Annotated in this window: 11 protein-coding genes; 4 read left to right on the top strand and 7 right to left on the bottom strand. The window is 72.1% G+C overall.

The window, feature by feature from the left end; translation table 11 throughout:
• Nucleotides 1–16: 16 nt before the first annotated feature.
• Both ABD361_RS09230 and pepN read right to left on the bottom strand, forming a co-directional pair.
• Nucleotides 17–1,063: a hypothetical protein gene (locus ABD361_RS09230; RefSeq protein WP_344434383.1), complete on the bottom strand. Its 1,047-nt coding sequence runs from the start codon at nucleotides 1,061–1,063 to the stop codon at nucleotides 17–19.
• Nucleotides 1,064–1,214: 151 nt separating this feature from the next.
• A complete protein-coding gene (gene pepN, locus ABD361_RS09225) occupies nucleotides 1,215–3,806 on the bottom strand; it encodes an aminopeptidase N (protein WP_344434382.1) in 2,592 nt (863 codons plus the stop codon).
• A gap of 88 nt (nucleotides 3,807–3,894) precedes the next feature.
• Between pepN and ABD361_RS09220 the strand changes: the two genes are divergently transcribed.
• Together ABD361_RS09220 and ABD361_RS09215 are read left to right on the top strand one after the other, a co-directional pair.
• Nucleotides 3,895–4,539 carry a mycothiol-dependent nitroreductase Rv2466c family protein gene (locus ABD361_RS09220; protein ID WP_344434380.1) on the top strand — a complete coding sequence of 215 codons (645 nt, stop codon included), beginning with the start codon at nucleotides 3,895–3,897 and terminating at the stop codon, nucleotides 4,537–4,539.
• A gap of 269 nt (nucleotides 4,540–4,808) precedes the next feature.
• Nucleotides 4,809–5,429 (top strand): hypothetical protein, encoded by a 621-nt coding sequence (locus tag ABD361_RS09215; RefSeq protein ID WP_344434379.1) that lies wholly within the window; start codon nucleotides 4,809–4,811, stop codon nucleotides 5,427–5,429.
• A 102-nt stretch (nucleotides 5,430–5,531) separates the two neighbouring features.
• Here ABD361_RS09215 and ABD361_RS09210 read toward each other — a convergent pair whose 3' ends face one another.
• The 3 genes from ABD361_RS09210 to ABD361_RS09200 form a co-directional block, all read right to left on the bottom strand.
• Nucleotides 5,532–6,173: a superoxide dismutase gene (locus tag ABD361_RS09210; protein WP_344434378.1), complete on the bottom strand. Its 642-nt coding sequence runs from the start codon at nucleotides 6,171–6,173 to the stop codon at nucleotides 5,532–5,534.
• A gap of 169 nt (nucleotides 6,174–6,342) precedes the next feature.
• Nucleotides 6,343–7,785: an amino acid permease gene (locus tag ABD361_RS09205; protein WP_425583185.1), complete on the bottom strand. Its 1,443-nt coding sequence runs from the start codon at nucleotides 7,783–7,785 to the stop codon at nucleotides 6,343–6,345.
• Between the two features lie 157 nt (nucleotides 7,786–7,942).
• Nucleotides 7,943–9,349 carry an amino acid permease gene (locus ABD361_RS09200; protein ID WP_344434377.1) on the bottom strand — a complete coding sequence of 469 codons (1,407 nt, stop codon included), beginning with the start codon at nucleotides 9,347–9,349 and terminating at the stop codon, nucleotides 7,943–7,945.
• A 307-nt stretch (nucleotides 9,350–9,656) separates the two neighbouring features.
• On the opposite strand from ABD361_RS09200, the gene ABD361_RS09195 reads away from it, so the two are divergent.
• A complete protein-coding gene (locus ABD361_RS09195) occupies nucleotides 9,657–10,259 on the top strand; it encodes a biotin transporter BioY (protein ID WP_344434376.1) in 603 nt (200 codons plus the stop codon).
• Nucleotides 10,260–10,537: 278 nt separating this feature from the next.
• On the opposite strand, the gene ABD361_RS09190 is transcribed toward ABD361_RS09195, so the two are convergent.
• Nucleotides 10,538–11,449 carry a hypothetical protein gene (locus ABD361_RS09190; RefSeq protein WP_344434375.1) on the bottom strand — a complete coding sequence of 304 codons (912 nt, stop codon included), beginning with the start codon at nucleotides 11,447–11,449 and terminating at the stop codon, nucleotides 10,538–10,540.
• Between the two features lie 80 nt (nucleotides 11,450–11,529).
• Between ABD361_RS09190 and ABD361_RS09185 the strand changes: the two genes are divergently transcribed.
• Nucleotides 11,530–13,146: a serine/threonine-protein kinase gene (locus tag ABD361_RS09185; protein ID WP_344434374.1), complete on the top strand. Its 1,617-nt coding sequence runs from the start codon at nucleotides 11,530–11,532 to the stop codon at nucleotides 13,144–13,146.
• Nucleotides 13,147–13,187: 41 nt separating this feature from the next.
• Here the strand turns inward: ABD361_RS09185 and ABD361_RS09180 are convergent, their stop codons facing one another.
• A complete protein-coding gene (locus ABD361_RS09180) occupies nucleotides 13,188–14,627 on the bottom strand; it encodes an amino acid permease (protein WP_344434373.1) in 1,440 nt (479 codons plus the stop codon).
• Nucleotides 14,628–14,793: the final 166 nt, after the last annotated feature.

Genomic DNA, 14,793 nt, shown 5'->3' with positions numbered 1-14,793 from the left:
CGGAGCCGCCGGCGCGTCACCTCGGCAGCACCACCACGTACGCGGTGAGCTCCCGGTCGGCCGCCGCGAGCGCCGTACGCACCACCGTGGCCTGCTGCGCCAGCGCCGCCGCGTCCCGCAGCCCCCGCGGGGTCAGCCGCAGGTAGGCGATGCCGAGCCGCTCCAGCCGCTCGCGCTTGAGCGCGGCCTCCGACCACACCGCCGCCTCGTCCCGGTGCGGCCCGTGGACGTCGAGCTCCACCACCACCCCGTGATCGGGCCAGTAGGCGTCGGCCGCCCCCAGGCACGGCCCGCCCGGCAGCCACAGGTCGACGTTCCACAGCGGCGCCGGCAGGGCGTGCTCGCGCACCATGGCGTACAGCCTGTCCTCCGCCAGCGACCGGCCCTCGGCCAGCAGCGCCTCGACCGCGTCCACCACCTGCGGCCGGGTCAGCAGCCGGGCCAGCGACAGCTCGCGCACCAGCGCCGTCGCCTCGCAGTGCCCGCCGCGCACCGCCTCCGACAGCACCCGCCCGACGGCCCGGGCGTCCTCCAGCCGCGCCACCGTGTCGGCCACCGCCCGGGCCACCGGGGCCACCGGCAGGCCCGTCACCGGGCGGGGCCTGGGCACTGCGGAGGTGCGCACCAGCCGGACGAACCCGGCCGAGCGCAGCCGGCGGGTGCGCGGCAGCAGCACGTCGATGTGCTCCAGGGACAGCAACGTGGGCACCGAGGTGAAGCGGTACAGCGCCAGCGCCGCCGGCCCCGTGATCATCGCCTGCCCGTACGCGGCCGGGCTCTCCTCGCGCCCGCGCTCCTGCGGGCCGGGCTGGCGGGGCACCTGGGCCCGCGGCACGGTGTACAGCAGCGCGGCGTGCAGCCGCTCCTCGCCGGTGGCGGGGCCGGCGTGCAACAGGAAGACCCCCGGCAGCAGCTGCTGCCAGGGGCCTCCGGGCCGGCACCGCTCGCCGACGACGGACCCGGCGACGCCGTGCTCCCGCAGCTGACGAGAGGTCAGCACGCGGTGGCGGACGTCGGACAGATGGTGCAGGGGGCGGGGGGAGAGGGGGGTGTTGGAGGTCATGCCTCGGCCATTCCCGCCCCGCCCGCGCCCCAAGACCGCTGTTACCGCTCCGTGGACGATCCGGGACAAGGCCACCCGTCTGTCAGGAATGCCACCCGTCTGTCAGGAACGCCACCTGCCCGTCAGGAACGCCACCACCGCGCTACGAGCGTCACTTTTCCGCCGCAGCCGCGTCGCAGTCCATGGCGCGCAGCGCCCGGGCCAGGTCGTCGCGTGCCTCCAGCACCAGCCGCCGCAGCGCCGGCGGGGCGTCCGCGTGCGCCTCCAGCCAGGCGTCGGTGGCCGCGAGCGTGTCCGGGTGGTCCTGCAGGTGCGGGAAGAGCCCGCGCACCACCGCCATGCCCGTCTCGATCGACCGCTCGCGCCAGATGCGCTCGATCGCCTCGAAGTAGCGCGGCGCGAAGGGCGCCAGCAGCTCCCGCTGCCCGGGCTGGTCGAAGCCGGCGATGGTGGCCTCGGCCAGCGCGTTGGACAGGGCGTCGGATTCCACGACCGCCGCCCACGCCTGCTCCTTGACCTCGGCCGACGGGCGGGAGGCCAGGCAGCGCACGTGGTGCCGCTTGCCGCTGGCGGTGTTGTCCCGGGCCAGCTCCGCGTCCAGGGCCGTCTCGCCGGCCGCGCCGCGGGAGGCCAGGGTGGCCAGGAAGGTCCAGCGCAGCTCCTGGTCGACGTCCAGGCCGTCGATCTTCGCGGTGCCCTCCAGCAGCCCGCGCAGCAGCTCCAGGTCCGCCTCGGCGGTCGCCAGCCCCGCGAAGAACCGCGCCCAGGCCAGCTGGTGACCGCTGCCCGGCTCGGCCTGCCGCAGCTCGCGCAGCGCGCTGCCGGCCAGCTCCAGCGTCGCCCGCTCGCGCCGCTCGGGGGCCGTGTAGTGCGCAAGGGCGGCGCTCGCGCACATCTGTACCGTCTGCAGGACGCCGATCTCGCTCTCCGCGCCCGCGAAGCGCCCGACGATCCGCAGGTAGTCGCGGGCCGGCAGCAGCCCGTCGCGCGTGAGGTTCCACAGCGCCGACCAGCACAGGGCGCGGGCGAGGGGGTCCGTGAGGTCGCCGAGGTGCTCGTGCAGGGTGGCCAGCGAGCCCTCGTCGAAGCGGACCTTGCAGTACGTCAGGTCGTCGTCGTTGACCAGGATCAGCTCCGGCCGCTCGGCGCCGGTGAGCTCGGTGACGACCGTCCGCGGGCCGGTGACGTCGGTCTCGGCGCGCGCATAGCGTACGAGCGCCCCGCCCGGTGCCTCGCGCCGGTACAGGCCGACCGCGAGCCGGTGCGGGCGCAGCCCGGGCCGGGCCGGGTCGTCCTCCTGCAGCACGGCCAGCTCCGTGACGTGCCCCTCCGCGTCGTACGTGACCTGCGGCGTGAGCGTGTTGACGCCGGCGGTCTGCAGCCAGGAGCGGGACCAGGCGGCCATGTCCCGGCCGGAGGTCTCGCCCAGCACCGACAGCAGGTCCTCGAGGCGGGTGTTGCCGTAGGCGTGGCGCTTGAAGTAGCGCCGGGCACCTTCGAGGAAGGCGTCGCGTCCCGCGTAGGCCACCAGCTGCTTGAGCACGGAGGCGCCCTTGGCATAGGTGATGCCGTCGAAGTTGAGCTTGGCGTCCTCCAGGTCGCGGATGTCCGCGGTGACCGGGTGCGTGGAGGGCCACTGGTCGGCGCGGTACGCCCACGCCTTGCGCTGGTTGGCGAAGGTGATCCAGGCGCCGGTGAAACGGGTGGCCTCCACCTGGGAGAAGGAGCCCATGAAGTCGGCGAAGGACTCCTTGAGCCACAGGTCGTCCCACCACTGCATGGTGACCAGGTCGCCGAACCACATGTGCGCCATCTCGTGCAGGATGACGTTGGCCCGCCGCTCGTACGCCGCCTGCGTCACCTTGCCGCGGAAGACGAACTCCTCCCGGAAGGTCACACAGCCCGGGTTCTCCATCGCCCCCAGGTTGTACTCCGGCACGAACGCCTGGTCGTACTTGCCGAAGGGGTAGGGGTAGTCGAACGTGTCGTGGAAGAAGTCCAGGCCCTGCTTGGTGACCGTGAAGACGTCCTCCGCGTCGAAGTAGGGGGCCAGCCCCTTGCGGCACAGGGCGCCCAGCGGGATCTCCAGCACCGAGCCGTCCGGCAGCGTACGGCTGTAGTGGTCGCGCACGACGTGGTACGGGCCGGCGACCACGGCCGTGATGTACGTCGAGATCGGCCGCGTCGGCACGAACCGCCAGGTCGCCGCGTCGGCGTCCACCGCCTCCGGCTCGCCGTCCTGCGCGCCGTTGCTCAGCACCGTCCAGCCGGCGGGCGCCGTCACGGTGAAGGTGAAGGGGGCCTTCAGGTCGGGCTGCTCGAAGTTCGCGAACACCCGGCGCGCGTCGGCCGGCTCGTACTGCGTGTACAGGTACACCTCGCCGTCCTCGGGATCGACGAAGCGGTGCATGCCCTCACCGGTACGGCTGTAGGCGCACTGCGCGTCGACGACCAGCACGTTCTCGGCGGCCAGGCCCGCCAGCGCGATGCGGCTGCCGTCGAAGACGGCCGCGGGGTCGAGCGCCCGGCCGTTGAGGGTGACCGAGGTGACCGACGGGGCCAGCAGGTCGGCGAAGGTCTCCGCGCCCGGCTCGGCACAGCGGAAGCGGATCGTGGTCACCGACCGGAAGGTGGGCCCCCCGCCCACCGCGGACCGCAGGTCGAGCGCCACCTCGTACGCGTCCACGCTCAGCAGGCGGGCGCGCTGGCCCGCTTCCTCGCGGGTCAGGTTCTCACCGGGCACGTCGCGACTCCCCTCTCGTAGTTTCAGGAATCATGGCACGCGCTGGTTTGTTGAAAGGCAGACCGACTTCTCACCGGAGGTACCGCCCATGACCCCCCAGCCCGCACCCCGGGTGACCGCCGACTTCTGGTTCGACCCCGCCTGCCCCTGGGCCTGGCTCACCTCCCGCTGGATGCTGGAGGTCCAGAAGGTACGGCCGGTGGACGTGCGCTGGCACGTCATGAGCCTGGCCGTCCTCAACGAACCCAAGATCGACGAGGTGCCGGAGGAGTACCGCGAGTACCTCACCACCACCGCCTGGGAAGCGGTACGGGTGTGCATCGCGGCCGCCAAGGAACACGGCGACGACGTGCTCGGCCCCCTCTACACCGCCCTCGGCACCCGCTTCCACAACCAGGGCCTGCCCCGCGACCGCGCCACGATCGAGGCCGCACTGCAGGAAGCGGGCCTGCCGACGAGCCTCGCCGACGCGGCCGGCAGCACCGCCCACGACGAGGAACTGCGGCTGTCGCACAAGGAGGGCATCGAGAAGGTCGGCCAGGACGTCGGCACCCCGATCATCTCCGTGCCGGGCCCCGACGGGGACGAGGTCGCCTTCTTCGGCCCCGTCGTCACACCGGCGCCGCGCGGCGAGGCGGCGGGCCGCCTGTGGGACGGCACGCTGCTCGTGGCCGCGACGCCGGGCTTCTTCGAGCTCAAGCGCACGAGGACGGCGGAGCCGAGCTTCGAGTGACGGCGGGGGCCCTGCGGGCGGCTCTTCCCCCACCCCGCCCCTTCCCGAAACCGGGGGCAAGCCCCCGGCCCCCCGGACCGGGCTGCGCCCGGTGTCCTCAAACGCCGGACGGGCTGACAAGTCAGCCCGTCCGGCGTTTGAGGACCGGGGTCCGGGGCGGAGCCCCGGGAATCGGAGAAGGGGCGGGGCTGGGGATCCGCCCGCCGCAGGCGCCCCACGGAAGCCGCACCCAACGGGCACCGCGCGAGCCGACCGCTTAATGTCCCGGTATGGGCCAGACCGACCTCTCCCCGCCCATCGGCCGCGACGGCGGCTGGGCCGACGCCGAGCCGCCCTGCGGCAACGCTGCCCACGCCGAGCTCCCCGTACGCCCGTACGACCTGCTCACCCTCGCCGCCGGCAGGGCGATCGCCGCCACGTGGTCACTGCTGGGGCTGCGCAACGCGGCCGGCATGCTGCGTCACTACCTCGGCGGCACCGGCACCCCGCGCCGCGTGGACGCGGAGGCCCTGCTCGCGCTGCCCGTCGTGCGGGATGCCGTCGACGCCCAGCTGGAGCGGTGGCGTACCGAGGCGCTGGAGCGCGGGTGCGGGCGCGGTCCCGCCGCGTACCCGGCCGACAGCGGCTGGCGGGACGTGTTCATCGGCCGGCGCGCGAGCCGCGACTGGTGGCTGGCCCTGCGCTGCGTGGAGTTCCGTCTGACGGGCACGGTGCGTGTCGACGGCAGTGGCTGCCTCGTGGTCGACTACCGCTTCGCCGTGCACAAGGCGTACAACTTCGACCGCGGCGGCTCGGAGCTCGGCGTGCCGTTCACGCCGTTCGCGCGGTTGCACGAGACGGGGCTGGCCCGGCAGTTCACGGTGTCGGGGGAGGCGTTCGGGCATGCCTGAAGGGCCCCCGCGCAACGGGTGGCGGTGCGCGGGGGCCTTCGGTGTGCCTGCCGCGTGAAGGGTGAGAAGACGATCACGAGCAGGCGGTCAGGGGGCGGGCGGTCAGGCGCCGAGCAGGATGCTGTTGCCCTTGGCCTTGGCGGCGGCGTAGCGCGCGGCGACGTCCTGCCAGTTGACGACCTTCCACATGGCCTCGATGAAGTCGACCTTCTGGTTCTTGTACTGCAGGTAGAAGGCGTGCTCCCAGGCGTCGAAGACGAGGACGGGCACCGACCCCTGGCCGACGTTGCCCTGGTGGTCGTAGACCTGCTCGACGACGAGACGGCCGCTGACCGGCTCGTAGGCGAGGACGCCCCAGCCGGAGCCCTGGGTGGTGGCGGCGGCCTTGGAGAGCTGGGTCTTGAACTTGGCGAAGGAGCCGAAGGACTCGGCGATGGCGTCGGCGAGCTCGCCCACGCCGTCCTTCTCCAGCGGCTCGCCGCCGCCGTCGCCGCTCATGTTCGTCCAGTAGATGCTGTGCAGGATGTGGCCGGAGAGGTGGAACGCGAGGTTCTTCTCCAGGCCGTTGATCGAGCCCCACTGGTCCTTGTCGCGGGCCTCGGCGAGCTGCTCGAGGGTGTCGTTGGCGCCCTTGACGTACGCGGCGTGGTGCTTGTCGTGGTGCAGCTCGATGATCTCGGGGCTGATGACAGGGGCGAGCGCCGAGTAGTCGTACGGAAGTTCAGGAAGTGTGTAGATGGCCATGCCGAGCCCTCCGACTGCTTATTGCAACTGATGTGCAGCTAGACGCTATCAGCAAGTGCGATCACTCATCAGTACGGCCCGGGGGTCTTCGGTCCAAAGAAGGAGGCGGGGTGGGTCCTGAAGATCAGGACCCACCCCGCCTCGGGGATCGACTGGAGCGAACGGCGCGTCAGCTCGTGGCGGCGGCCGCCTCGGCGCGCCGGGCCGCCGTCAGCCGCTGCCGCAGGTAGCCGGTGACGGCGAGGACGATCGTCAGGCCGCCGGTGAAGTACAGCTGGATGCGCGTGTCGTCCTCGCGCAGCATCAGCGCCAGGACGGCGACGATGCCGGCGATGGCCGCCCACGTCAGGTACGGGAAGAGCCACATGCGCACGAGCAGCTGGTCCTGCGGGGTGCGCCGGCGGCCGCGCAGCTGGGAGACGGCGATGAAGCCCCAGACCACGAGGGTGGCCGCGCCGACCATGTTGAGCAGCCACTTGAAGACGGTGGTGGGCCACCAGTAGCTGAGCAGGACGGCGAAGAAGCCGAAGGAGGCGGAGGCGACGACCGCGTAGCGCGGGACGCCGCCGCTGCTGAGCTTGCCCAGCAGGCGCGGGCCCTGGTTGCGGGCGACGAGGGAGTAGGCGATGCGCGAGGAGCCGTAGATGTTGGCGTTCATCGCCGACAGCAGGGCGACCAGCACGACGACGTTCATGATCTGGCCGGCGCCCGGGATGTCCAGGTGGTTCAGGACGGCGACGTAGGGGCCCTTGTCGGTGACGGACTTGTCGTTCCAGGGCAGCAGGGTGACCACGACCAGCAGCGAGCCGACGTAGAACAGGGCGATGCGCCACATCGCCGTGCGCACGGCCCGGGCCACGCCCTTGCGCGGGTGCTCGGACTCGGCGGCGGCGATGGTGACCGTCTCCAGGCCGCCGTAGGCGAAGACCGAGGCGAGCAGGCCGGTGACCAGGCCCTCCGTGCCCTGGGGGAAGAAGCCGCCGTGGCCGGTGAGGTTGCTCGTGCCCGGGGCGTCGGTGCCGGGCAGGACGCCGAGGATCGCAAGGACGCCGAGGACGAGGAATGCCGCGATGGCGGCGACCTTCAGCGTTGCGAACCAGAACTCGAACTCACCGAAGTTGCCCACCGCCGCCAGGTTCGAGCCGGTGAACATCAGCATGAACAGCGCGACCCACATCCACGAGTCGGTGGAGGGGAACCATTCGGTCATGATGTGCGCGGCGCCGATGCCCTCGGCGGCGACCGCCACGCACAGCAGGGTCCAGAACACCCAGCCCGCGGTGAAGCCCGCCCACGGCCCGATCATCCGCTCGGCGTGGACGGAGAAGCTGCCGGAGGCGGGGTTGGCCGCCGACATCTCGCCGAGCATCCGCATCACGAGCATCACGAGGATGCCGGAGGCGGCATAGGCCAGCACGATCGAGGGACCGGCGGCGACGATGCCCTGGCCGGACCCGACGAAGAGCCCGGCGCCGATGACGCCGCCGAGCGCGATCATCGACAGATGGCGCTGCTTGAGCCCGTGCGACAGCGAGGAGCCCGACTGGGCCGGCTCTCTCGCCTCCGTTGTTTCGGGGGCCCCGGACTCCGGCGGGGAGGGTATACCAGTCATGATCGTAAAAGCCCCGTTGGTGTGAGCGGAAAAGTTGCCTCAGTGTGGAGGGCAGTTTGGCTGAGGACAACACTCCTCACGTATCTGTCCGATATTCAGACAGACATGTGACCTTCCGCACCTGACATTTCGGCAGAAACGAAAAATCCTCAGCAGGTCAGCCGGTGTGCCGGGACGTCCGGCGCAGCCGCACCTCGCGCAGGAGCGCCACGAGCACCACCGCGCCCGTCGCCGCGGCGGACCACATCAGCTGCGGCCGGGCCTCGTCGTCGGTGAGCATCAGCACGAGCACCCCACCCATGGCGACCAGCGCCGCCCAGGTCAGATAGGGGAAGCCCCACATGCGCAGGGCGAGCCGGTCGGGCATCTCGCGCTCGATGCGCGGGCGCAGCCGCAGCTGGGAAGCCGCGATCAGGCCCCAGACGAACAGCAGCACCGAGCCGACGGCGTTGAGCAGATAGCGGAAGATCGAATCCGGCCATTCCAGATTGAGCACAACCGAGGCGAAACCGAAGGCCACCGACGCCAGGACGGCCCGCCAGGGCACCCCGCCCCGCGAGACCTTCAGCAGCGCCCGCGGCGCCTCGCCGCGCTCGGCGAGCGAGAAGACCATCCGCGAGGAGCCGTAGAGGTTGGCGTTGAGCGCCGAGAGCAGGGCCACGAAGACGACCACGTTCATGATCTGCCCGGCCGCCGGCACCCCGAGGTGGTCCAGCACGGCGACGTACGGGCTCTGCCCCGGCTTCAGCGACGACCAGGGCAGCAGGGTCACGATGACCAGCATCGAGCCGATGTAGAAGAAGAGGATCCGCCACACCGCGCTGCGCACCGCCCGGCCCACCGCGCGCGCCGGGTCGTCGGACTCGGCCGCGGCGATGGTGAGGACCTCCAGGCCGCCGAAGGCGAAGACGACCGCCAGCACGCCGGAGACGACACCGCTCCAGCCGTGCGGGAGGAAGCCGCCCTGTCCCGTGAGATTGCTCATTCCCACGGCCTTCGTGTCGGGCAGCAGGCCGAGAACGGCGAGCAGTCCGAGGCCGAGGAACAGCACGATCGCGCCGACCTTCAACGCCGCGAACCAGAACTCGAATTCACCGAAATTCTTTACAGCTGCGAGGTTGGCAGCCGTAAAGACAATCATGAAAATCAGCACCCAGCCCCATTGCGGGACCGCCGGCGCCCAGCCGTGCGCGATCTGTGCCGCGGCCGTCGCCTCGACGGCGAGCACCACCACGAGCAGGAACCAGTACAGCCAGCCCACCGAGAAGCCCGCCCAGCGGCCCAGCGCCCGCTCGGCGTGCACCGAGAAGGACCCGGACGCCGGCATGGCCGCCGACAGCTCGCCGAGCATCCGCATGACCAGCATGGCCAGGGCGCCCGCGAGCAGGTAGGAGATGATGATGCCGGGCCCCGCGACGGCGATGCCGGCGCCCGAGCCCACGAACAGGCCGGCGCCGATGACGCCGCCGAGCCCCAGCATCGTCAGGTGGCGCTGCTTGAGTCCCCCGGCCAGCGGTTCCCGCTCGCCGGCGAGCGGCTCTGCAACAGGCGGTGCATCGTGCATGGAGCTGGATCTTTCGGTGTGTGCGCCGGCGGGCTCTGTGCGCAGGTGCAAGAGCGCAAACGCGCGCAACGCGTGGGAACAGGGTCTCCCGGGCCCCCGCCCCGGGCCAAGCCCGAGCCCATTTCTCGTGACGAGCATCACGTTTTACGGCGTTATCCCCTGGCTTGTCGCCACCTGGGCGCGTACGCGCGCTCGGAACCCGACAGCGCGGGCGGCCCGCCTTTGTCACTGCCGCCCGGTGCCCGCGGCATGACGCTGGGCTAACGTCGGCGTGTCCCACCGTCCCCGAAGATCTTGCGGAGTACCGATGGCCACCGCCGTTGCCCCAGTCACCCGGACCGGTACGGTCCTCGCCGACCTGCTCCCGGCCACCTCCGCCGGCCGCGCCCGGGTCCGGGACGCCGCCCTCGTCGTCGGCGGTGCCGCCCTGACCGGCCTGACCGCCCAGATCGCCGTGCCCGTGCCGGGCTCGCCGGTCCCGGTCAGCGGCCAGACCTTCGCCGCGCTCCTGGTGGGTACCGCCCTCGGCGCCCGCCGCGGCTTCCTCTCCCTCGCGCTGTACGCCGTCGCCGGCATGGCGGGCATGCCCTGGTTCGCCGAGGCCCGCTCGGGCGCGGCGTTCCCGTCCTTCGGCTACGTCCTGGGCATGCTGCTCGCCGCCACCGTCGTCGGCGCCCTCGCCCGCCGCGGCGCCGACCGCTCCGTGCTGCGCACCGCGGGCACGATGGCGCTGGGCTCCGCGATCATCTACGCGGTCGGCGTCCCCTACCTCGCGCTGGCCACGCACATGTCGCTGCAGCAGGCGGTGGCGGCCGGCCTGACGCCGTTCCTCATCGGCGACGCCCTGAAGGCCGCCCTGGCCATGGGCGCCCTGCCGACGGCCTGGAAGCTCCTCGGCCGCCGCGGCTAGGGGCGCGCCCCGTAAGGGGCGCGGGGCCCTGTCGATCTGCGGCTCCGCCGCGCGGGCGCGACAAGCCACGACGCGCCCGCAGGCGGGTGCTTCGCCCGGGCCCCGGGGCAGCGCGTTCGGCTGCAGGCCGTCGGTGGCCGATCGCGCAGTTCCCCGCGCCCCTTCCGGGGCACCCGGTGACCCATCGGACAAGCCTGCACGCCGTCACGGGCCGGGCCCGTACCTCGTTCCCGAGGTACGGGCCCGGCCGCTGTTCCGGGGCGCTCGGCGCGCGGCGGTCAGTGCCGTCCGGCCCGGCGGGCCGTCAGCCAGAAGATCCCGCACCCGGCGGCGAGCAGGGCCACCGCGGCCGCGGCCAGCACGCCCAGCCCGGCGGCCGAGCCACCCGTGTGCGCGAGCTCGCCGTCGTCCGCGCCGTAGGACCCCCCGGAGGTCGGGCTCTGCGAGCCGCCCGGCGCGGGGGCGCTGCCGCCGCCCTTCGACGGCGAGGCGGACGGGGCGGGGCTCGCGGGCGACGTCGGGCTCGGCGCCGGCGTCCGGCTCGGGGACGCCGCGGGCGGCGACGCCGGCGACGATGCGGCCGCTCCGTTCGGCACGTTCTTCTGGCCGAGCAGCAGCGGGGTGTCCGGCGCGTCCGAGCTCGTGTCCGTCGTGCCGAAGTGCACGGGCCCCTGCTGCCACAGCAGCGTCTTCGTGTCCCCCAGGGTCACCGGCAGGCAGATCTGGCCCTGGTCCTTCAGGTCGAACGAGGCCGAGACCCGGTAGCTGCGGCTGGCGCCGGCCGCGAGTTTTCCGACGGCACAGGTGTACCCGCTGTTCGAACCCTCGGGGAGTTCTCCGGCGGCAATGGCGGAACAGCCCTCGACGGAACGTATCCGCATTCCCTTGAAACCCACCACCTTCAGCCGTACGTCGGGCGCGTCCTTCGGACCCGCATTGCGCACGGTGGCCATCAGACTGGTGTTCCCCGATTTTTTGTCCACGGATATCCGGCCGGGCAGTTCCGTGCTGATCCGGTAGCCCGCCGGGGCACTCGGCCCGGGGCTGCCGCCCTGGCTGCTGCCGGGCGTCGGCTCCGCGCCGGATGCCGCCCATGCCGCCGGTGCGACCAGCGGCAGCAGGAGTGCCACCACCGCCACCACCGGCGCCGGCGACCACCGGCGCCGGGCCCTGCTGATACTCAGGAACATTTTCGCTCCCCCCTATCTCCACTCCCCGCAGAAGTATTTGAATAGGTACCACAAGATTCCGATGTCCGAAGGTGCGGAAAATGAATTCCGCAATGGGGGCGGGCCTGGTGGGGAATTCGAGCGGCGAGATGCAGGGGCGGCTGGTGGTGGGGCGCTACCGGCTCCTGGAATTGATCGGGCGCGGCGGAATGGGGCGGGTGTGGCGCGCCACGGACGAGATCCTCGGCCGCAGCGTGGCGGTCAAGGAGATCCGCGTCGGCGAGCTGGTCGGCGAGGAGAGCGCGGTGCAGCGCGAGCGCAGCCTGCGCGAGGCCCGGGCCACCGCCCGCATCGACCACCCCAACGTGGTCCGGGTCTACGACGTGGCCGAGGAGGACGGCCGGCTGTGGATCGTCATGGAGCTGGTCGACGGCCGCTCCCTGGACCGGGTGCTGGGCCGCGACGGCCCCCGCGACCCGCGCGAGGCCGCCCGCATCGGCCTGGGCCTGGTGCGCGCCCTGCGCGCCGTGCACGCCGTCGGCGTGCTGCACCGGGACATCAAGCCCGGCAACGTGCTGCTCACCGCCCGGGGGCGGATCGTGCTCACCGACTTCGGCATCGCCTCCATGCAGGACGCGGCCGCCCTGACCATGGCCGGCATGCTCGTGGGCTCGCCGGACTACATGGCGCCCGAGCGCATCGAGGGCCGGGTCCAGGGCCCGCCGTCGGACCTGTGGTCGCTGGGCGCCACGCTGTGCGCGGCGGTCGCCGGCCAGTCGCCGTTCTCCCGGGCCACGACCATGGCCACGCTGCACGCCGTGCTCTACGAGGAGCCGGTGATCCCGGCCGCCGCGGGCCCGCTGGCCGAGCTGCTGGCCGGCCTGCTGCTGAAGGAGCCCGCCCGGCGGCCGGCCCTGGACGCGGTGGAGGAGGCGCTGGCGGTCCTGGCCGAGCCGCTGCCCACCGTCGTCGCCCGGCAGCCCCCGGCCCCGCCGTCACCCCCGCCCCCGCCGCCCTCGCCTTCGCCTGCGCCCTCGCCGGGGCCGCCCGTACTGCCCGTGCAGCCGGTGGCGCCCGGCCGGCCGGGGCGGCGGAGGGTCCTGCTGGCGACGGGGGCCGTGGTGGCCGCGGCGGCGGTGGTCGCCCTCGTCCTGGTCGTGCAGGGGTCCGGGGGCCCGGGCACGCGGGGGGCGGACGGCACCACGCCCTCCGCGACGGCCTCGGGGACGGCGTCCGCCGCGGCCTCCGGGGCGTCGGCGCCGGGGCCCTCGCGCAGCAAGGGGGCGGCCTCCGCCGTGCCCTCGCCGGGGCGGCGCACGGAGGACGGTTTCAGCTGGGCGCCCCCCGCGGACTGGAACCGTACGCAGCAGAGCCCGAGCGACGTCACGTACACCGCCAAGGACGGCACGATCGAGCTCTCGGCCAAGCAGGGTCGCACGACGGAGGACCTGCTGACCCACTGGCAGCGGTTCGAGGAGGGCTTCCACGGCACGCCGGGCTACCGCAAGATCAGGCTGGAGCGCACCACGTTCGCCGGGAATCCGGCGGTGGTGTGGGAGTACGCGTTCCTCCAGGGCGACCAGCCGCGCCACGGCCGGCAGCTGGGCTTCACCAACGGCGGCCGGACGTACCAGGTCAGCGTTTGGTACGCCGATCCGGCCGAGTCCACCGCGCTGGACGTCTACGAAAACGTGAAGGAGTCGTTCCGCACCGGCTGAGCGCCGGGCGGAACGACTCCTTCACTGGGCCTGAGGGGCGGCTACTGCTTCAGGGCCTTGCGGCGCTTGTCCAGCACCACACCGATGACCAGCACCACCGCGCCGACCAGCGTCGACAGCAGCACCTGCTCGCGGTTGTCGCCGCCGTCGACGACCATGTAGCCGAGGACGAAGACGATCATGGCGATGGTCGCCCACGTCAGGTACGGGAAGAGCCACATCTTCACGCGCAGCTTCGACGGGTCCTCGCGCAGGATGATCCCGCGCATCTTCAGCTGCGTGAAGCAGATGGCGAGCCACACGAACAGGGCGACCGCGCCGGAGGCGTTCAGCAGGAACTTGAAGACCGTGTCCGGCCACATGTAGTTGAAGAACACCGACACGAAGCCGAAGATCACCGAGCCGATGATGGCCGCCTGCGGCACGCTGCGGGAATTGGTCTTCGCGAAGGCCTTCGGCGCGTCACCGCGCTGGCCGAGCGAGAAGGCCATGCGGGAGGCGGTGTACAGGCCGGAGTTCAGGCAGGACAGCACGGCGGTGAGCACGATGACGTTCATGATCTGGCCGGCGTGCGGAATGCCGATCGAGTCGAGGGCGGCGACGTAGCTGCCCTTCTCCGCGATCGCCTTGGAGTCCCACGGCAGCAGGCTGACCACGACCAGGATCGAACCCAGGTAGAAGACGCCGATGCGCCAGATCACGCTGTTGGTGGCCTGCGAGACCGCGCGCTGCGGGTCCTCGGACTCACCGGCGGCGAGCGTGACGATCTCGCTGCCCATGAAGGAGAAGACGACCATCAGCACACCGGTGAGGATCGCGCCCGGGCCGTGCGGCAGGAACCCGCCGTGCGAGGTGAGGAAGTCGAAGCCCGCCCCCGGGTTGTCCGAACCCGGCAGCACACCGAAGACGGCCAGGCCGCCGACGATGATGAACGCCGCGATCGCGACGACCTTGATGCCCGCGAACCAGAACTCGAATTCACCGTAGGAGCTGACCGAGGCCAGGTTGGTGGCGGTGAGCACGATCATCACGATCAGCGCCCAGGCCCACTGCGGCACGGCCGGGACCCAGCCCTCCAGGATCTTCGCGCCCGCGGTCGCCTCGACCGCCAGCACCACGACCCAGAAGAACCAGTACAGCCAGCCGATCGTGAAACCGGCCCAGCGGCCGAGCGCACGGTCGGCGTAGGCCGAGAAGGAGCCGGAGGTCGGGTTCGCGGCGGCCATCTCGCCGAGCATCCGCATGACGAAGACGACCATCGCGCCCACCAGGGCGTACGAGATCAGAATGCCGGGACCGGCGGCGGCGATACCGGACGCGGAACCCACGAAGAGGCCGGCGCCGATGACACCGCCAATGGCGATCATGGACAGGTGCCGGTTCTTGAGTCCGGCCTTGAGGCCGTCCTCGCCCGACGCGGGGGCGTGGCCGGGGTGACCGGCCGGCGTCGCCTTCGTCGTGGTCGGCGGTGTCGCGCTCATGTGCACGTTCCTTCGGGTTGTTCCTTTGGTTCTCGGGTTACGAGCCAACGCATTAGAACTTTTCGAAGCCGTCTTTCGGAAGACCCGAATCCATTTCGTTGTATTCACTCAGCGTCACCAGCCCCGGTGACCTCCGGCCGCCCCGGCTCGTGCCACACTCGGACGC

This window comes from Streptomyces luteosporeus (genome assembly GCF_039532865.1).
GTDB classification, from domain to species: Bacteria; Actinomycetota; Actinomycetes; order Streptomycetales; family Streptomycetaceae; genus Streptomyces; species Streptomyces luteosporeus.
This window is presented reverse-complemented; position numbering and strand designations above follow the sequence as displayed.